The 20,801-nt window shown below is 37.0% G+C and carries 16 protein-coding genes; 3 read left to right on the top strand and 13 right to left on the bottom strand.

Annotated elements, in window-relative coordinates:
- Positions 1 to 481: 481 nt before the first annotated feature.
- A complete protein-coding gene (locus tag JMY09_RS05915) occupies positions 482 to 967 on the top strand; it encodes a recombinase family protein (protein ID WP_227677194.1) in 486 nt (161 codons plus the stop codon).
- 331 nt (positions 968 to 1,298) lie between these two features.
- On the opposite strand, the gene JMY09_RS05920 is transcribed toward JMY09_RS05915, so the two are convergent.
- The 5 genes from JMY09_RS05920 to JMY09_RS05940 are packed head-to-tail and all read right to left on the bottom strand — an operon-like array spanning position 1,299 to position 8,944.
- Positions 1,299 to 4,445, bottom strand: a complete 3,147-nt coding sequence (locus JMY09_RS05920; RefSeq protein ID WP_201622672.1) for a tyrosine-type recombinase/integrase — start codon at positions 4,443 to 4,445, stop codon at positions 1,299 to 1,301.
- The gene (locus JMY09_RS05925) at positions 4,438 to 6,756 is read right to left on the bottom strand and encodes a hypothetical protein (protein ID WP_201622673.1); all 2,319 of its coding nucleotides are present in this window, start codon (positions 6,754 to 6,756) and stop codon (positions 4,438 to 4,440) included. Before JMY09_RS05925 ends, JMY09_RS05920 begins: the two co-directional genes overlap by 8 nt.
- 2 nt (positions 6,757 to 6,758) lie before the next feature.
- Positions 6,759 to 7,313, bottom strand: a complete 555-nt coding sequence (locus JMY09_RS05930; protein ID WP_201510187.1) for a hypothetical protein — start codon at positions 7,311 to 7,313, stop codon at positions 6,759 to 6,761.
- 12 nt (positions 7,314 to 7,325) lie between these two features.
- Positions 7,326 to 8,624, bottom strand: a complete 1,299-nt coding sequence (locus JMY09_RS05935; protein WP_201622674.1) for a DUF1376 domain-containing protein — start codon at positions 8,622 to 8,624, stop codon at positions 7,326 to 7,328.
- Between the two features lie 56 nt (positions 8,625 to 8,680).
- Complete coding sequence (locus tag JMY09_RS05940; RefSeq protein WP_201510185.1) at positions 8,681 to 8,944, bottom strand: helix-turn-helix domain-containing protein; 264 nt, start codon at positions 8,942 to 8,944, stop codon at positions 8,681 to 8,683.
- A gap of 246 nt (positions 8,945 to 9,190) precedes the next feature.
- Here JMY09_RS05940 and JMY09_RS05945 point away from each other — a divergent pair, with 246 nt between their 5' ends.
- On the top strand, positions 9,191 to 10,090 hold the full coding sequence (locus JMY09_RS05945; protein WP_201622675.1) for an XRE family transcriptional regulator: 900 nt from the start codon (positions 9,191 to 9,193) through the stop codon (positions 10,088 to 10,090).
- A gap of 52 nt (positions 10,091 to 10,142) precedes the next feature.
- Here the strand turns inward: JMY09_RS05945 and JMY09_RS05950 are convergent, their stop codons facing one another.
- From JMY09_RS05950 to JMY09_RS05985, 8 genes are all read right to left on the bottom strand, one after another.
- On the bottom strand, positions 10,143 to 10,667 hold the full coding sequence (locus JMY09_RS05950; RefSeq protein WP_201622676.1) for a transposase: 525 nt from the start codon (positions 10,665 to 10,667) through the stop codon (positions 10,143 to 10,145).
- A gap of 19 nt (positions 10,668 to 10,686) precedes the next feature.
- A complete protein-coding gene (locus tag JMY09_RS05955) occupies positions 10,687 to 10,992 on the bottom strand; it encodes an IS630 transposase-related protein (protein WP_201619236.1) in 306 nt (101 codons plus the stop codon).
- A 1,122-nt stretch (positions 10,993 to 12,114) separates the two neighbouring features.
- Positions 12,115 to 13,029, bottom strand: a complete 915-nt coding sequence (locus JMY09_RS05960; RefSeq protein WP_201622677.1) for a lantibiotic ABC transporter permease — start codon at positions 13,027 to 13,029, stop codon at positions 12,115 to 12,117.
- A 545-nt stretch (positions 13,030 to 13,574) separates the two neighbouring features.
- A complete protein-coding gene (locus tag JMY09_RS05965) occupies positions 13,575 to 14,276 on the bottom strand; it encodes a hypothetical protein (protein WP_201622678.1) in 702 nt (233 codons plus the stop codon).
- 279 nt (positions 14,277 to 14,555) lie between these two features.
- Positions 14,556 to 17,465 carry a DUF3427 domain-containing protein gene (locus JMY09_RS05970; RefSeq protein WP_201622679.1) on the bottom strand — a complete coding sequence of 970 codons (2,910 nt, stop codon included), beginning with the start codon at positions 17,463 to 17,465 and terminating at the stop codon, positions 14,556 to 14,558.
- On the bottom strand, positions 17,462 to 17,860 hold the full coding sequence (locus JMY09_RS05975) for a (deoxy)nucleoside triphosphate pyrophosphohydrolase (protein WP_201622680.1): 399 nt from the start codon (positions 17,858 to 17,860) through the stop codon (positions 17,462 to 17,464). The genes JMY09_RS05970 and JMY09_RS05975 overlap by 4 nt, the downstream gene beginning before the upstream one ends.
- 590 nt (positions 17,861 to 18,450) lie before the next feature.
- A complete protein-coding gene (gene copM, locus JMY09_RS05980; RefSeq protein WP_201622681.1) occupies positions 18,451 to 19,185 on the bottom strand; it encodes a CopM family metallochaperone in 735 nt (244 codons plus the stop codon).
- Between the two features lie 41 nt (positions 19,186 to 19,226).
- On the bottom strand, positions 19,227 to 19,826 hold the full coding sequence (locus JMY09_RS05985; RefSeq protein WP_201622682.1) for a DUF411 domain-containing protein: 600 nt from the start codon (positions 19,824 to 19,826) through the stop codon (positions 19,227 to 19,229).
- Between the two features lie 257 nt (positions 19,827 to 20,083).
- Between JMY09_RS05985 and JMY09_RS05990 the strand changes: the two genes are divergently transcribed.
- The gene (locus JMY09_RS05990; RefSeq protein ID WP_201622683.1) at positions 20,084 to 20,800 is read left to right on the top strand and encodes a heavy metal response regulator transcription factor; all 717 of its coding nucleotides are present in this window, start codon (positions 20,084 to 20,086) and stop codon (positions 20,798 to 20,800) included.
- The last annotated feature ends 1 nt before the right edge of the window (position 20,801 follow it).

The raw sequence follows: 20,801 nt of genomic DNA on the forward strand, positions 1-20,801 counted from the left end.
GTATTGTTAATAACCTGCTTTATGAAGGTTTAGCTTTCATTTACCCTATACCAGATGGTTGGTGAATAATTAGCCAGATCACCATTAGTTAGATTTCCCATATCAAACAACTCATTTAATCATACGACTATTTTAGATAGCCACTCCTATTTTTTATCTTCAGTATGTCATTCCTTATCAATAACATACTTTTCTTTACTAATATTACCCTCTTGCATCTTTAGGTCTTGCTAACGTCGCTTAGACCGAAATGAGCTATGCTGAATCTAAACTGTCTTTATTGATGAGGATTCAATGAAATTTCACGAGTCAAATTATAATTCGTTAGGTGCTAATAACGCAGTTATTAAGGGACTGTAAATTTTATTATAATGGATGTATGTAGTTAATTTCTAGACATCAGAGAAATTAAAAAAGGTTGCTAAAACTATACCATATATAGTGTTAGCAACCTTTCTTTAGTTAGTATTTTACTTAGGTGATGTACTTAATATTGGGGTTTGAAGATGCTCATAAGGGCGATGTGATTTTAGTTGAGCAGATTGATCGCTTGGCACGTTTGAACCAAAATGATTGGGATACGCTCAAAAGAATGCTATCAGAGAAAAAACTCTCTATCGTATCAAAAGAGCTGCCGACCTCATATATGGCGCTTCAATCTGAAAGCAGCACTGAATTTATGAGCAGTGTATTGCAAGCCATCAACTCAATGATGCTGGATATGCTCGCAGCCATTGCTCGAAAAGACTATGAGGATCGCCGTATCCGTCAGATGCAAGGTATTGCTCGTGCTAAGGCAGAAGGTAAGTATGCCGGTCGTGGGAAGGATACCGAAAAGCGCAAGATCATCGCTAGTCTACTCAAATCAGGCCATAGCTATTCTGATATTCAAAAAATGGCCAAGCGCTCAAGGCATTTAATCGCTGATGTGGCCAAGGAAAGACTGAGGATGCTCAGTATTCATTAGGTGGTTCCACTACAGCAGTCTACTATGAGTAGTCTATTAATTGATTAGTGAGCCTTTTTAGATGGTTCCGCTGGGATATAGATCGCCAAGACAGGTGTAGCTTGATTTTTATCGTCATGCTGCGTAATCAAAATCTCCCAAATTTAATTATACGGATTTGACATCAGGGGTCAGAATCTGGGATGGTCTCAGTATTAATGTTTAATCTTTGGAAGATAGCTCTCTAAAGGCGAACGATGTCTTTTTTGTGTGATAACTTAAAGATCACCCGTTCGCTATTTTTTGCCATTATTTTATTACCAATGTTCAACACACCCTAATTAAAGCTAAATCACTCTTTATAAATTAGCACACTTAATAAATAGCCAAGGTACTTAAGTAAGCCTGATGAAGCATAATAACTGTCAGATATAGCCAAATTCTTGTCAGATCGCTTGGTTTTTTTCTGTACTACCCTGAGCTCATAGCCATGAAAATTTTGACGACTTCCAGTACGTATCTGACTATCTAGCTTCAGACATCGTTTCAGTTGAGTTACTTCGTTTTCACTTGAAGCTCTAATTTGCCAGTGTTGTGCGTTAATGAGTTTACAACCTGTCTCTAAGAACTGCTCTAACATTTCTTTCTGATTAGATTTAATCCCAAAATGGATAGATGATGTTTTTATACTCTGTTTCGCTACAAATATTTCAACAAACATTTTTAGTCGATCGGGTTCATGCATAGACATTTGGTACGCTTTTTCTAAGGCTCTAACTAATAACTCTTGATTTTTACTACCATTCGGTGAGCTTAATAATAATTTCTTACTGTTAGCAAAAACCTGACTTGCATTATCATATAACTGTCTAGCTTCGACTATATTAATGCCATGTCTTATAGCAACCTCAGGCAGTAATATATCCCGCTTTTCTAAGTTAAGTCTCTGTAGCTCTTCTAAATAGGCAATCACATCCGAATATTTTTGATGAATAAAAATAGATTGCGATACTAATCTATTAGATTCTATGATTGGCGAATTTGTAGAAATATTAAGACTATCAACAAATAGAGGGTTCTTACTAGTTACTAAGCTTTTAACTAGATACGATCTTAGCAGACCAAGTCTCACCTTTTTAGACTTTGCATCGTAAGCATCTCTGTTTTGTCTATGTATAGTCTGATATTTTAAATCTGTGATTTGCTGAAAAACTGTATAAGGAAGTTGTAACTTAGCATCAGCTAACTGTATTCCTGTATGCAGGTGGGCAGTATGAATGTAGTGCTCAAACGTCGTATCAGGTGTTAAATGCCCTGCAAAACTTGCCAGCCCAAACCATGTTCCTTGTGCTTTATGATAGCCAAGGATACCCTCAATAATAGACTTGCGCTGCTTAGCATCATAATCTGTCATTATTGATGCTAATGAAGACTTACCTAGCACTAAAGCCAGTTGGCTTATGGCTGTATGTCTAAAGCTATGAAAAGTAAAGTCATGCTCTCCAAGCAATCTATCCCAAATTAACTTCATCATATTACTAAAGAACGTACTCGGTAATGGCTGTTTACCTGAACCTTGTGAGAACAAGTACTTCCGTTTCAATCGTTTTTGATGCTCAAAAAGCTCGATAAACAAATCCATCTCATCCTTTTTTAAAAGGCAGTTAATAGGTATTACACGACTTGCACTGCTACTTTTAAGCCTACGATAACGATTTGGTCTTATCCAAATCTTAGGCTCATTAATCTCTTGGTTATAATTATCAGTATAAATATCTACAATATCTGAAACTCTAATACCAATGAGCTCTTTTATCCGTAACCCTGTTCTATAGGCAAGACTCAGAACCACTAAACAAACTTTTTTTTGCTTGATCTCTAACTCTGATTCTTCAATGTATACTTTCATAGCACGATAAATGCGAGGAGAGATGATATTAGCTTTGACGACTTGCCTATTATGATGCCACGAAAAATATACATAGGGAGCATCATGACACTCACGCTGGTAATCATGAAAAGCTCTCAAACGACCATACGTAAACCCTTGACCATCTTTAAGCTTATTCATGTACGAACGATCATTACTACCTATTAGCTTGTCATCAAGATTAGAATCTTTATTTATGACTGATTTTTTTCGACCATCACTAGTTTTGCTCTGAATAATTTGCTCATAAATAATCTCAAAATCTTCGCCGTCCCATTTATCTATATTCTCACCGATTGTCAGCATCAACCAATCACGCCCTATACAGCCCACATACTTGCTTATGCTCTCTTGGGTTATACTTTTATCATCTAATAACTGACGTACCCATCCTAGTATGCGCTGTGCGTTTGGTTGAGGAAATTCATTCTGTAACTGCTCCATACCATCTATGGCATTTACTCTAGTATTTTTGAGTTCTCCCTGAATTGCTCTAATTAGATTTTTACTAAACGCAGGATAACTTATACTTTCTCTATTTGCATTTATAGGCTTAGAATAATCCAGTTCAAAGAACTCATCCCATTGAAGTTGTTTAACATTAGAGTTAATTTTTTCTCTGTTGTAATTAAGCAGCTTATTCTTAGGTAGGCCTGTAGTTTTAATCCTACCTTGTCTAATTGTAGCTAATGCATTGTCGATATTAGTGCCTTCTAATTGTCTCCAATGATAGTTGGCGTATTTGATCAGGTGTGAGAGGTATGGCTTTGTTTTATCTTTATTTTTCAGTGTGAACCTTTTACTAATATCATTAATTAATGTATCAAACGATTTAGTAAGTCCCTTTTTAACAATTTCATCTTTTAGTGCGTATAAAAAGCATAGCGTCATGTCATCTGGAACATACTCAACATAACGTTTTAATTCGCTGTCAGGAGTATCACTTGAATTTCTACTAGATGACTCCCAACACCCATAACTATTATCGTCAATAACTAATAGAATAATCGGTACACTCTCAACACCTACCGCCTTACCTTCACTAGGTAAATCTATTCTATAGACTACGCGTTCAGCCAAAAGCCATTCGTAAAACGCTTTTAATACTTCAATATCATTAAGGCCGCCGTAGACAATGCTGCAAAATATCGCCGATTCGACCAAATCATTGGTAGTGAACTTTATCTTTCTTTGCCATATTTCTATCACTTCTCGGCTGGCTTGACTGACTTTTGACCCCTGTACGAACCAATCATAACCAATGCTCAAGCTGTCTCTCTCTGCTAAGATAGGAACAACTGGCTCATCTAAATGCGCTTTATGAATCTTGTTGTACATACGAATAACTTCTAAGAATCCTTGACGTGCTAGCTGAAAACTAAGAGGGGTGTCGAAGTTGATTTCTAAAATGGTATTTATATCTTGGTAATAATCAAACAGAGCTGTATCTTTATAGAGCGGATTCGAGTTCATATAAGACTCAACAAGGCTTATAGCTTTGTTCTTAATGCCTTCGTGAGCGCTATTACGATTCTCGGCTCTTAACTTATGTGCAACTAGATCAGACATATACTGTTACCTCAACTTGTTTCAGATTGAGTTCACAAGCAATTTCATCCAAACAGCCACTTATCCCCTTCAGCTCATTAATTGATAGTGAGGACATTGGATGCATCGCCTCCTGATCAGGATGTTCATGACCGTAAAGAGCGCATATCAAGTGCTCTGGCGCTCTATCTACTAGCATTGATCGCAGCTGATGTCTTAACCAATTATCTTGATGACTAAAAAAGCTCTTTAATTGATAGCGAACCCTACTAGGTGTAATGCCTGAAAACTCCTTAGGGTTTTTACTAAAGATTTGAATAAGAGGTTGGCGAGAGTTTAAAATTTCATCTATGGGAAACTGCTCAGAGGGATATATAACATTATGTAGTGAAGCAAATTCTTTTATGTATACAATATAATTTTGTATCGCTATAATCAAAAATTTGCTTAAAGGTATGAGTCTTCCCTGCTCTTGTCCTTGACGCTCTTCTTTATCAGAGACCCAAAATAACCCTGCTATAAAATCAAACTGGTTTAACACACCTGGCGCATGTACAACAGGTCTTATACCTGTCTGAATCATGATAATATGCCATAACCAAATACCATAGGCATTAAACTGCTCTATATAACGATCCTTTCGAATACTTAAGTTTCGCTCAAGGCGTCCATTAAAACTTTCGGCTCCATTCGCTAGTTCTGAAAAGAACTTTTGACATGTCAGCTTATTTAAAGTCATCTCACTACCGATGTAACTCTGGTGCTCTATATTTTCTGATTTAGATTGGTAGTCTTGACGAAGCTGTGAGCGGATATAAAAAGGGCATTGTTCACTTATAAGATAAATAGCATTTTCATAAGTATTCTCTATACTTTTCATTTTTATACTCGTGTAATACAAAGCTGAGCTATGTTTAACGTCAACACCAGTGATTAAATCAGCTTGCAACGGCTCATTTAATTCATTTTTTATGATGCTATATAGTGCCGATTCAATATGCTGATAACTTAAAGCTGGCAGGTCGATCTGACGTTGAAGGTCTTTTAGAACCTCGCTAATTTGAGTCTGCTCAATGAAAATCGGAGTTTCTATAATAGGCTGTAATTTATCCGGAAGTGGCAAAGTAAATTCGTTATCAAAGCTTTGCCGATGTTGTAATAAATGACTTCTGCGGTTTGTAGTGACATTTACTACAATCTTCAAAGTGTAGTAGCTTTCACCCATTCTTCTTTTACTGCTGAGCCATGTGCGTTGGCTTTTCTCTTTGCCAAGTTCATTAATGATTTCTTGGATCTTACGTCCACTAAGGAATGATATTAAGATAACTACATAGCCAAAACGACTATCATCATCCGTAACCATTGAAAGCTGCCAGACTCTATCAAACAATACTTGAATACTCAGTAAACTTAGCTGCCGTAAACTTGTTGGAAAGCCAAATTGATTGCGCCTAGTGTGACGAAAGTTATTTTTAAGTTTCCATTGCTGTAGCTCAGCAGACTTAGCAGTATATCTAGAAGGTTTAAAATTATTATCTAAAAGATTCTCTGGATCATCATCAGCTAAATTTTCATTGGAAGACACATTATCGTTTTGGTGACTTATCCTAAATATAGTGGCTCTAAGTGGTTCATCATCACTATCAAGAAAAACCTTGTTTAAACCAACACTATTATTGTCAGTATCATCAGACTTGGAGTAAGTCTTGCTAATAAACGTCTTATCTTTCGCCACGACTTCATAAGCGAGTCTAATGCGACCAATTTTTGCTGCTAACTTTTTATTGACAACCTTACTTGAGGCTTCTGACTGCTTAGTTAAAACCTCATACTGGCGAATAGCATCTAGTACATTTTCTAATGAACTCTGCTGGGCATGTATACCAATAAGCTCCTTTATTATTTCAGATTGTGGATTGTTCGCATTTAACCCCATTCTGACTCTAACACCTAACTGACTCACCTTAGCAAGATGACCATCTCCACGCATTGTGATTCTTACAATGATCTGTAGATATATGCTCATAAACTGCCAGGCAATGCTTTTTCTATCTACCTCCCCATACTTCTGATAAAAAAGTATCAGCATATAAGAGACAGCCCATTCTTCAATTTTCTGCTCTTTAATAATCATAGTTGCTATGTCAGAGGATTCACCTTCTGTAAAATTAACCTCAAATACATCTATAGCGAAGTTTATATTCAAAGCAAAATTTGGTCTAAAGCCCAAAACGTAAATAATCAAATCTTGTATTCTTACAACATCAGGAGACCCTTCAGGTACTAGCTTATCAAGAACTATATCCAACTCATTCTTATTTAAATTCATCATAATTAGTTCACCAGCCAATCCATGTTTTTTGGAATACCTATCACATCGTTCTGAATAGCTTTTCTACATTGTTGATACTCAAAGTTTGTCTTTTTAATACCTGCAAATTTACAATACGATTCAACGGATAAAACATCTATGCGCATCAATTTACAAATAACTGAGCTGGGCGCTTTCTGTTTAAGCGCCTTAAATAAGTCAGGGTGATTAATATTTTTTAGGTTGACGAGTTGCACTACCTCAGCCCATGCCAGCATTTGAATATCTTTAATACTTTCTGGTGTGATGAGACATGGATAACTGTCCATACTTTGCAGTCTTAATATCTCATCAACTCTCTTAAAATCATTGATAAAAAATAATGTATTACAGCTATTTTTAGTCACTCTAATAGGCGGGCAGTAAAAATTATCTAAATATTCAATATTTATAGAAGATGTACTAAATCTGAGTCTTTGCCAAACAGACAAAGCAGATTCAGCTTGAGGATGAATAAGCAGTTTAGTTTTATTCAAATCTACTAGCTTCTGAGTTGGTTTTAAGTTTGCATTTTTCATACTGTCTCAAATTTATTTTCCTTCTTGTATTTCAATTATTAATCGATCATAAGTCTCGTCCTGCGACTCGCCAGGCATTAGATGTTGTCCTATATATGTGTAGGTTTCATCAACTGACATATTTGGTAATGGTGATCTCCATAATCCATTAAGAATCACATTAATTTTAGGATCGGATTTGGCTTCAGGAGTGGATGAGACTTTATGACTTGGATGATAAATGTCATTAACGACTTCTTTACCGTCACTACTCGTATCTTCCCAATCTTCATCATCGATATTGAAGCGTTTATCGCTCTGCTTTTTATTTGAATTTTTAGTGCTTCGGCTTTCTACAGCACGTTGTAACCATTGACGTAGCCGTAATTTACAAATTTTTTCACTTCCTAATGGCTTATCAATCTTAGCTTTCTCTGCATAGTACGTTTTAAAATCTTCGATATGTAAATCGTACTCATTATCTGTCATATCTAATATCACGCCTATTGGTGACAGGGCGTCTTGCATAACGTTTTTTACAGGTGCTTGCCATTCTTCAATACCAAAATCAATGTGAAGTGATTGATCATAATTAGAATTATTTGACTCAATAAGATCGGTTTGAATAAATAATTTCTCATCAGAAGGAGCTTGCGAGTGCCCCTCTCTCTCAAATGGTTTCTGGTTTTTGTTTTCTGGGTTATATTTTCTGGTTATAGCTTCTTTTTGCGTGACTATTGCGTGACTCTCAGAGTGACACGTAGCGACATTACTGTAGTTTGAATTAATTTTATTTTGGTGTGTATCAAATAACTTTCGTAATTCAGTCATACCTTTAGCGCCCTCACTGTCTACACCTACTGCTAATAACTGCTGACGCATTGTCCTCTCAGCATCACGTGACTTAGCTTTTCTTTGAGCATCAGATAAGGGAGTGTTTGGAATAGAACTACTATTATCAGTCGTGACATCATCACTACTTATTGTATCGTTTATACTATTTCTCCAGTTACGAGCTCTGTAATTTTTTAGAACAGTTTCCCAACCACGATGTTTATAACATTTAGTACGCTTATCTAACTCAAATTTATCTCTCAAAATTAATCCTAATGCTTGCTTCTCTTCATCGCTATGACAAGCTAATCTATGTGCAAGTAGTTCTACATCTGATGTTAAACTCTTACCTTTCTTTAGATATTCAGTACGCATTTGAAGATATATTACCTTTTGAATAGGACTCATATGACAAGTATCGATCTCCCATTCTCCAAAATTATGATTGACATAATGCATTCCACTTGTGTCATTTATTTCATTTTTTTGCTTTGACATTATTGATTTCCTTTAACTAATATGAAACTAAGATTCTTAGCAGCTTTTTAAAAAAGTTAATTTGATGTACATGATTTTTCACAATTATCAAGATATTCATCTAGATGTCGTTTTCGATACAGAACGTGCCTGCCAACTTTACTATATGTAATAGCATCTGACTGATGGCAACGCATGTGCTGCAATGTATGCAATGATTTTCCAATATAAGCAGCGGCAAATTCAGGAGCAAGAGGGGTATTTTCATCAGCTTCAATAACTTTTTGCTTCAAAAGTTCTTTCTCATCATCCGTATATTCTGACCAACTTTTTTTACTCATAGCATTCACTCATTTAGTTGTTGTCTAATGAAGGTAGATATAGCTCATAGGAAGACTTTAGCTCATGTTAGTTCTTTATTTGTATAAATTATGTATATAATATTTCTAATAGTGGTTATAAATCATATAATTAGTTACTTTTTAACATATAGTTACATTAAGAGAATTAGGAGTATATAAAGTTTCCTTTAATTATTTTATACTGAATCATCAAAAGAAACTTTTAACAACAGCAATGGATTATTTATGAGTATGGATCTTGATAGAGTGGCTGAGAGAATTAAAGATTTAATGGACTCTAAAGGCTTAAAGCAAGTCGATGTTGTAAAAGCTATAGGAATTTCTAAATCAAGCGTATCCAAATGGCTAAATGCTAAAGCCTGTCCAAGTGGGGAATATCTTCGCCGCCTCTCTGAAATATTAGAAACTTCTGAGTATTGGTTATTAAATGGTGAGTACCCTTATAGTTCATACGCAAATATTGACGACGCTATGGACTATATGAACGCTTACGAAGAAAGTATGAGGAATCATTACATTACAGAGCTCGGTTTAGATCCTAGCCTCCCTTATAGTATTAGATTTCTAAAAGAAGAGTTTGAGAATAAGATTTTTAGTGAGCATGAAGAGTTTGAAAAACGATATGAGCCTTCTGCTGAACAAGAGCGCGAAATAGAAGAGTATGAAGAGTGGCTAGAATGGGAGGAAAGAGCGGATGATTTTATTGAAAATAAGTTAATTTTAAAACAGATAGAGACATATCCTACTTTAATTAAATTTATAGAAAACTTTAAACATGTAGAACAATCGTTAAGGTCACAGTCTGAAATTGCTGAACGGACGAACAGTAACTTAAGTAAGACTCTATTCTATAATCAAGAAGACCATAGTATGCATCCGATAATCACTATTGGTGCACAGTGCTCAGTAGATTTAACTAAACGCACTATAAAAAATGGCAAGTTTTACTTAATAAAAAGTAATAATTTTTACGGGGTAAGAGCACTATTTAGTCAGTCTGATGGTGGTCTGCTACTACAATGTAAGAACAAGGAATATCCAGACGAGAAAATTTCTAAATCCAAAATAGATAGCTTAGAGGTTCTCGGTTACGTTTATGCTTGGACTAATATGGATCCTTGGTAAAGAAATGTCTTAATGCGATCTCAAAGCTACTTGTGAAGAGTGCTAAATATAGTCACTGCACTACAAAAGAGTTATGTTTTGGATGAATATCATAAAACAATTTAGATAAGTCATTTTCCATCCAGCCTTGGCGTAGAAACTTCACTTGAGCCCACTTCTTCTCGATAGGGTTCAGATCAGGGCTGTAGGGTGGTAGCCATAGAATGCGATGGCCATGTCTATTCAGTAGTTTTTGAATACGCTTATTTTTATGAAAGGCAGCGTTATCCATCACAAGTACACATTTTCTCTTAAGCTTTGGTAGCAGCGTGAACTTGCACCAGTGATAGAAAACCTCTTTATTGATGGTGGTCTTTAAGCAATCGAGTTCAAACAGCATTTTGCCATAGAGCGCACCAATGACATTGGTTCTATCTTTGGCTTGCCAGTTATAATGGTCAATGCAAGGGCTACCAATAGGCGCGTAACCATAACGGCGTATCGTCTCACTTTCAAAGCCACGCGCGTATATGTAGACAATAGCAAAGCCCTGAGCGATGTAGTGGTTAAGCTTGGCCAGATAAATCGCTCTTCTCACAGGACAGGCTTTGGGATGCTCAAGTGTCTTTTTTTTTGCTAATACCAATACGCTTTAAGGCTTTACTAATACCTGTTGGGCTACATCTGAAACGCTGGGCTCGCTCATAATGGTAATCGTCAGGGTAATCCTTAACATCTTGAGCTAAGGCTTCATCCTCTATTTTGTAGGGCTTGATGTCTCGAGTGGTTTTACTGTGGAGACGCTTTTTCCACTTCTGGATGGTCGTTGGACTGATATCATAGAAAACAGCAGCTTCAGCAAAGGTCATGCCCTCATCTAAGCTTTTCAGAACTTGTTTGCGATAATCTAGGGAGTAAGTCATGGTTATTTATACTAATAATCGTTTAGTCGATTTATTTTATAACACTTTTATGGTCAGGTGACTATATTAGAAAAAGGTCATCTGCACCTTTAGGAAGCATAAGCAAATAATAACCTCGACTATCCAAACGCGCTAAATTATTAGTTTAATGACAATCGCTCGAATATGGAGTGGGTCAGTGACATTGAATGCATCTGGACTACTAACGACTGTTTGTATCTAACATAGAATAAATAATTATGTGCTAGAGAGCTTATCGGCTAAGCCGCAAATAAATGTATGGCAGCTGATTCGATATGCTGCGCATTCAATGTAATAATTAATAATTAATAATTAATAATTAATGATAAATGGTTGGGTCAAAGCTTGATTGTTATAATCTATATAATTTAATATTTTGCATAATCTGCTGATAACTTTTTTGGTACTCTTAACTGAATCGCAGTCCGTTACATAAATGCGCTTCATGATATTGAAATTAACGACTGGATCTAAAGTCAGTTGAACAAACCAATTTTTAATTGCTAATTTTGATACTTATTTGATACTAGAAAAATATTGTTACATCTTTTTAGTTATAGCTAAATATAGTTAATTTAAACCTAAGTCATTGTTTATAAGAATATTTTATCTCTACCTATTGCTTACTGTTGTTAAGTATATCTAGATATTTGAGATAACAAAAGGATTCAAAATCCGTTGCCTTTAAAAGCGTGTCGGTTCAAGTCCGACCACCGGTACCAATACTAAAATACCGCTAGCCTATATGGTTAGCGGTATTTTTTTGTTTTATGGTTGGGATGATTACCATGCCAAGTGGCATCGCTCAGTAGTAGTAAAGCTTAATAAATAGTAACTAATAATTTTAGAAAAAAACAAGCCACCTTGCAAAATGCTGAGGTGGCCTGTTTATTGATAGCGGATTATGAGTGAGACTGGCTATTATCAAAAAACACTGGTTTAGTAATGACTTATTCAATATTTAGTAGCTTATAGACCGTTATACGGTTGTTAGAAAAGTCTCATCGATAGTCTTCAATGAGTAACTCTCATAGTTACCTTAGGTGAAAATCTAATAGACTCCATTCACTGAAACCGGACTTTAAATCCATAGATCGCACTTTATATTTTATGGCGTTTTGCCATATATTTACCCAATAAAGGTAGGGAAAATGCTGGTAGTTGAAAAGCACCCAATAAGGGTAAAAACATCACACCCATAAAAGGAGCGGTTATGGTGTAAGCAAGTAATACATTGCGTCCGCCACACACCAACGCAGCGACAATGGCATTTTCATAGCCAAAACGCCGATATATAAAATAAGCGGAAAAATAAAACACTAATGCCAATACCGAACTTAGCAACAGTAATAACAACGCTTGCCACGGATCATTGTCAAAGGTAGTACGAAATCCTGCCATCAATCCTAGTGGAAATAACATCAGCAGTAAGATATTGAACTGCCCAATTTTGGGATAATAACGTGACAAAATATCAGCTGGAACCAACCGACGCATTGCCACAGCTAGCATTATTGGCATAACGATATAAATTAATAGGCGATTGACATAAACACCAACGTCTACATGCGCATTTTCATTGCCCAATAGCCACAATACGCCTAATAATGTAAATGGCATAACGAGCGTAGCAGCGATAGTTTTTGCCGTCGCCAGTTGTGCATCAAACCCTACTGCATTGACTAACGCACCACTACCGAACAAGGGCGCAGTGGCACCAAGACCTGCAATCGCTAATAGCCAATCGCCACGTACACCCAGTGCATAAGCAATCAATATTAAAACTAGACTCATACCCCCGCTCTGTAACAAGGCAAAAATCCAGACATAGCTTGTCGCTATACGCTTTAGCAGCGCATATTGGTCGATGCCCAGTAAAGTAAAAAACATCAAGAAGAACAGTACTTGAGGTAAATATACTAGTACTGCATTGGATAGGTTTGGAAGAACAAAGCCCACAATTGCGCAAACCGGCATAATTAATGTGCTATGACGCGCAATAAAACGAAGAAGCATGACCTTTCCTAATAAAAATATTTATAAAAAATTGGGTATTATCCCCTTTTTTGCCATCCTTTAGGCAAATAATCATAAATCAGCTCAGGCTGATTGCTGGCAGTCATACTAAAGCCTTGGGCTTGCAACTAAAAGCTTAGGCTTATATGCAGTCTACGCCCATAGAAAGCTACTGCCGCACAAGGTTAGATGTTTTATTGATTTTATGGAAGGCTATTATGGATCGCCGCCCTATTGGGATGAGCATATAGCCAAAAGCCAACTATTCAGTACTAAGTAGCTGGCTTTTGCTAAGAGAAATGCCTTTTGCTGTTTTAATGCCACCCGCACTAACAGAGCCTCACCTGCTATAGCCGTTATGGGTTAACACAATCAAATTATGAGTGGTTACCTATCAAGGTTAATGATTTTTTGCAGTTAAAGCTTCCCTTGGTCATAAAGGTATTTATAATTGTGAGGCAACCTGTCTATCAACTATCAACTATTAGCATCTAGTTGCGATATCAGGGTGCGCCAGACACACCCTCATACCTTTATAACTATAACTATTCCGCAGCGTCTATTAACTCATTAAGCGCATCCGCCATTTCATCATCTATGAGACTGTCCTCGATAAAGTTGACTAGTTCATGGATAGTCGTCAAATCCATTTCTCTAACCCCTAAGCTGGCCAACTGCTCGTTAATGGACTCTAAGCTTTCTGAATCTTCAGAATCATCTAATAAATGCTCATCAAAGCTATCATTCACAAACCAGTATATCTTCTCTAATAAGCTGTCTTTTCTAGTCAAAGTAGAATAACCATCGCCTTGAATAAATAGATTGAATTGGTAAGGCATTTGTACGTCATTGATAAAGAAAATTCGCTTACATTCTAGAGTATAAGCTTGCGCTGGCTGCTGTTCTTCGCCTTCACTATCGCTATAGTCTTCATCAGCAAGCTCTTCTTTTACTAGCTCGCCTATTATCTGATAATCACCAATTTGTACTTTATGATTATAAATAATACAAGCGTCACCAACGGCATCAAAGATCACTGCGCAAATATCTAAAGTATGATCGTCAATGTCATAAAAGCCTTTTAACATCGGCAAAAACTCAGTGAGCTTATCTTCTGGCACTTCGGTCAAAAACTGTTGCTCATATATCTTCAGCATGTCTTGCGGAGAGTAGGTATTGGCGGTATTGGTCTCATTTCTGCCAATAGGTTTCAAGGGCAAAAGGTTGTAAGGGTTATTATGAGTCATTCAGGACTGCCTTGTTATTTGGGTTGGCGATATTGTTTAAGTTAGCGCTATTAGATAAGGTGAATATAAGCTGGAGGAGCTGCTAAGCACAGTGCTGATTTAACTGTCGATTAGCCGCTCAAAATCTATAGGGTACATTATCCCTTATTCGAGGGCTTTTAGATATATCGCCTACTTTATCAAAATGCCTTATTGTAAATAACCAAGCGCTAGGTTGGTTCTGTAATCTACATATAAGCTACAAAATCATGATAAACAAAAATTTGTTTAGCTAAAAAATTATTCATTGAGCAGATAATTATAAATGTCCGCTCGCACTTCATTATGCATATCGAATGCAACTTTGACGACAGGCGCGCCAGATATTGAGGTTTGCTCAAAGCTATTGTGTCTTGGTGATACGTCTCCCATATAGTAAAAGTCATTTCCTTCATCATTATGCTTTTTAATGAATAGAGGAATCCGAAAACCGCTAGGATATGCTTGAAATAACTTAACTTCCGGGCTATTGAGCGTCCTTTTTGACTTGAACATCCAACTAAATACAGACTCATTAATAAAGCCATCTTCATATTTTGTAGTATTAGATATATCGTGGGATTTATGATAATTAACAAATATTGGGCAATTGGTTTTATCTTCACTGACTAAATAACCACCAACGTTTTGAGCTACAGGATTTACTTTTCGATTCAAAATCCTAAACACATCTTTACGTGAGTACTTACGATATAGTTGAAAACCCTCAATAAAATCTAAAATTTTGAATTCTTTATTATATTGATAAATAGCGTAATCTGTACTGTCTATTAGAAACCTTATAAAAGTATCATTGGCTAAATAAGCTAAGAAATCAGGATGCCAATGAAATTTATTTTCTTTTATTTCAACAATATTAAAATTGTAAATCTCACCTATAGACTTTAATTTATTCTGGTATTTTTCAGTCACAAAACCCAAATTGAGGTTATTAATGACCGAATTTACGGCGTCAAAGTTCATCTTATAGCCATACTGATGCCTTATTATAGATGCTAACTTATCAGTGGTAATAACCTCTCCTGCTAGGAGCATACTTAATACTAAGCTCTCCTCTATACGTTTAGTATTATTAATTTCTCTTGAAAAACTAATAAGTAGTTTGAGCTCATTTTCATTCAATTGCTCTAGAGTTTCTTCTTGCTCCTTAGCGAAATGATAAAATGATTTGGCATAGTTTACGTATGAGAAAGGATCGCGAGCACCATGACGAACAAAATCCATCATCATGGGTGCATGGCCCAATTTCTGCTTCAGCATTTTGTAATCTTGTACTAAGTCTTTTTTGGTTTGTAAGTTTGCCGTATCTATAGCTGCATAAATACGCTCTTTAGCTATTTTATCGAAACTTACGGTAGAGGTGCCAGGAATAAAACAGCTTTCACTAGCCATTAAACGTCGCAATGTATCTTTGTTATAGGAGTCATTACCATATAAAGCGATAGGAACCATAAAGTTATTTTTATAGTTACCGATAAAATCGATAACGGTAAGATATTCTTTATCCTCAGCCTTTCTTAGCCCACGCCCCAACTGTTGAACGAATATAATCGCTGACTCTGTAGGACGTAGCATCACAATCTGATTAATACAGGGAATATCGATTCCTTCATTAAAGATACCAACAGAAAATATATAATCAATTTTAGTCGAGGGATCGCAAGACTCTAAACGCTCTATTGCCTGATCACGCTGCTGCTCTGAACTTTCCCCTGTTAATGCTAAAGATGGTAAACCTTGATTATTAAATATATCAGCTAGAGACTTACACTCTTCAATATTAGAACAAAAAACCAGACCACGGACTTCGCCATTATCACAGCCATAAAGATCGATATAATTTAAAATGTGTTTAACGCGCTCTTTACTAATTAGTAGATTCAACATAGAAGTATCATCTATAGACCTATCATCGATACTTAAATCGGTAATACCGTAATAGTGAAAAGGCGCTAAGATGTCCATCTCCAATGCTTTTTGTAGCCGAATCTCATAAGCGATATTGTGATCGAAAATCTCGAAAACGTCACCGGCATCGGTACGCTCTGGGGTTGCCGTCATTCCTAAAAGAAATTGCGGTTTAAAGTAATCTAGTACTTTTTGATAAGATGCAGCACTGGCCCGATGAGCTTCGTCGATGACAATATAATCAAAAGCATCTAGAGCAAATTTTGCTAGATGATCGTCCCTTGAAAGGGTCTGTATAGTAGAGAATATATAATCACTTCCAGCTTCAACTGTTTTACCACTATATAAGCCAAAGGTTTTTTGATCTTTAAAAATAGAGTGATAAGTTTGTAAAGCTTTCTTAGCAATATTTGCCCGATGAACTATGAATAATAAGCGTTTAGCGCCGAAATTTAGAGCATCAAAAGTAGCAAGATAAGTTTTTCCTGTGCCAGTAGCTGAGATTAGTAAAGCTTTATCTTTACCTTGATCACGTAATATTTCTAGATTTTTCAATGCTTCTTGCTGCATCTTATTGGGTTTAATGGTGCTTGCCGTAACAGAGCTAGATGAACTATAAGTGTGTTGAAAAAATAACTTCGCTTGTCGGTATAGTGACTCATAGTATTCTATATATTCAGGCGTTACTAAGAGGGCAGAATTAAACTCACTCTTAAACTCATTTATCGCTTGCTGAGATAAAGCACCGTTTTTACTAGAGCTGACTTTTAGATTCCACTCTTTATTAATGGTTAAGGCATTGGCTGTTAAGTTACTACTACCAATGATTAGGTGATGAATATCAGAGTTACTAAATAGATAGCCTTTTGCATGAAAATTAGAATCTGTAGCTATTCGTACGTCTATATTTTTAAATTTTAGTAGCTCACGTAAAGCTTCTGGTTGAGTGAAGTTAAGGTATTGTGAAACTAATATACGACCTGGGACTTGTTTTTTTTCTAACTCAATTAGTTCTTGTTTTAGACAGGCAATACCACTAGTTGTGACGAATGCAACAGAGAACCAAAACTTATCGCTTGATTGCAGATGCTTGTTGATTGAGGTTAAAACTTTTTTTCCTTTGCCATCGTTGACTAACAACTGTGGCTTAAAATCATGTTTCGATGCTTGCGAGTGGTCTATAAAGCCAGATACCAAAGCACTTTTTAAGTCCTCATATATATTGCTGGTAACACGACTCATGACATTGACACCTTTAGCTGCTCGACAATAGGAATGTCTGCGGCGGCCCAATCAAGAGTATCAATTTTATAAACATCCAACCAAACAGCTTGCAGATGCTCAGTCAAGATCAAATTACGGTTAAGGGTTTTGCATATAAAACTGTGCATGATAATTTTGAAGTCTGGATAACTATGCTCAACGGTCATAAACAAGCGTTCAATACTAATTGATAGTTTAAGCTCTTCTTCTATTTCACGGGCTAAAGCTTGCTCTAAAGTTTCATTCTTCTCTAACTTTCCGCCTGGAAATTCAAATTTTCTTGAAAGATAAGCTAGCTTATTTTCACCTCTTTGAACACAGAGAAACTCCCCTTCATCAATGATAATGGCAGCAACCACTTCTATAGTTTTCATTATTATCCAATAAGTTTATTATTCAACTCTTCTCTACTGTTGTGAGTCGAAAAGTTCAATTATATATTGAGGTTAGAGAGACTCTCAAAAAGCAGCCTCATACTTTAAACCAGCAGCATAAGTTAATACCGTTGGACAGGTTTATAACAATGCTTTGATCTGACAGTATCAAGGTTAGATTTTATTACTACAAACGAGATAATATTTAAACCAGTATGGTTTAACAACCTATAAGAACAACAGAATGATCTAGGATAATAGCTTTCAAGATAAAGAAGCCATAAGCTACTAATTTTAGGTTTTATTATCGATTAATAGCTAATACTGAGAACAACTATTAATCAAAACCGCAAGGTAGGTTATAGCTCAGTATGTTGAATATGGCAAGAGTTAAAACTTCTCTTTGAGGTCTTTGAAAAGAAATAAAGCAGGACGTCACCCAGCTTAAAATCAACGCTACTAAAATCTCAAAATGATAACGTATAGCTCAAAGCAAACATCCCCTGCTAGCACTAATGCTTGGCAGAGGATGTGTTTTATACTTACCACTTTTACAGCACAGTTGTGATAGTCAGCTGCTGCTTAAAAGTCTAAGCTTTGTTGTTAGCGAGCCAGTTTTGCATCTGCTCGATTTCAGCTTTTTGCGCATCAATGACTTGTTGCGCAAGCTTAAGCATTGCAGCATCTTTACCATATTTAAGCTCTACTTCAGCCATATCTACTGCGCTATTGTGATGCGGTAACATGCCCCGAGCAAATGCTATATCAGCGACAGGGTCAGCGATACCAGTCATCATCTCACTATGCATAGCGTCCATACCTTTGGCATAAGCTTGTTGCATAGCCTTGGTATCGGCGGTAGGTTCAGCAGCGTCAGGATGACTTGCCAGCCAAGTTTGCATAGTAGTAATCTCAGACTGCTGCGCATCGATAATCTGTTGCGCCAACTTACGCATCTCTTCATCTTTACCATACTTTAACTCAATCTTTGCCATATCTACAGCGCCGATATGATGTCCCAGCATGCTTTGGGCGAACGCCGTATCAGGGTCGTTATAGTCCATACCTTTCATCATTTCTACATTCATACTAGTCATAGCAGCCGTGTAGTCTTTAAGCATTTCGGTCATAGGCGCGCCCTGCGCTGGCGTCATGTCCATGTTAGTCATATCATGACCTGAATGCGCCTCTGTAGCCGCAGTCGTTTCAGTAGCTACTGCTTCTGCTGGGGCAGCTTCTTCAGAGGTGGGCTGACAAGCGCTGACTAACAATGCGGCACTAATACTAGCAATAACCGCTAAGCGTGATTGATATCTGGTTTTCATACTCTATCCTTACTTTTAAAGGTTTTGAATTGCACAATAAACTAAAGCTGCTGGTCGCTGGTTTCGATACTGGCATAAACTTTACTACTGCCATCTTTATTGATCTGCATAACTTGATAAGGCATAAACTGGTTGTCATACTCCATACCCGGACTACCCATCGGCATGCCAGGGACAGCCAGTCCCAGCGCTTGGATAGGTGGCTTGGCTAAAAACTCTGCGACATATTTGGCAGGTACATGACCTTCGAACACATAGCCATCAGTAGTGACCGTAGTATGGCAAGAGCGCATATCGTTAGGCACACTATAACGATCTTTTAATGAAGCTAAATCTTTAGGATGCTTAGCGGTAGTACTCATACCATTGCTTTGCGCATAATCTATCCAGTCCTTACAGCAGCTACAATCTATATCTTTATAGACAGTCGCTGAGACGTTGTTTAGTAATGTTGGGTTACTGATTGCTGCGGTGACAGCGGTTAACTTCTGGTTTTGCCCAGCATCAGCTTTAGGGCTATTAGCAGCCTCTATAGCCTCCGTTTGGCCACAAGCGAATAATGTTGAGCTCAATATTAGTAACAACACTGGAGCAGATAAATGACGATATTTAGCAAAAAACAGACGGTTGTAGCTTGGCATAAAACTATCCTTGCACTTCAATATAACGTAGTTAGTAGGTGATAATAGCTGTCAAGCTACCATGCTGATTCTGACCCCAAGATGACGCTTAGATGACAATACTGTCATGTTAAGATTGTTAGCTACTAATACGCTGCGCCTTGCTCTATCATCAGGTAAAAAATACCGTTACCACGCAAAAATCTTCTCCTCTAAGCGCGCTACTGAGTGGTATAACGCTAAGTCATCTACCTACAAGTTATTTAATCAGGTGCTATATGAAAGTTTTATTAGTCGAAGATGAATTATCACTTGGCGAATATATTAAAAAAGGCTTAACCGAAGCCGGCTTTATCGTTGAGCATAAAACCACCGGACTCGATGGCTATCACGCCTTGATAACACAGGATTTCAAGGTAGTAGTCATGGATGTGATGCTACCTGATATTAGCGGCTTTGAGCTAGTGCGCAATTATCGCGCCGCCGGTAACAGCACTCCAGTATTATTCTTGACCGCAAAAGACGATTTAAGTGATCGTATAAAAGGTATCGAGATTGGTGGTGATGACTATTTGACTAAGCCTTTTGCTTTCGCTGAGCTACTAGTGAGAATAAAAAGTTTATTGCGCCGCGCCAATCATGCGCAATATAAAAGTACCGTCCTGCACATTGCTGATCTAAGAATGGATATCGCTAAACGTAGCGTCCATAGAGGGGAGCAAGCTATTATTTTGACAGCAAAAGAATTTGCCCTATTACAGTTTTTTCTTGAGCATCAAGGCGAAGTACTCCCACGCTCAGTTATCGCTTCTCAAGTGTGGGATATGAACTTTGATAGCGATACTAACGTCATAGACGTTGCTATTCGACGTTTAAGAATAAAAATCGATGATGCTTATCCTATAAAGCTAATACGTACCGTTCGCGGCATGGGCTATCGGCTAGAGGCCGTAGACAGCAGCGATATTACAGAAACCCGTACGGAAAGTCATTAGC

Origin of the sequence: Psychrobacter urativorans (genome assembly GCF_904846695.1) — a bacterium.
Lineage (GTDB): Bacteria > Pseudomonadota > Gammaproteobacteria > Pseudomonadales > Moraxellaceae > Psychrobacter > Psychrobacter urativorans.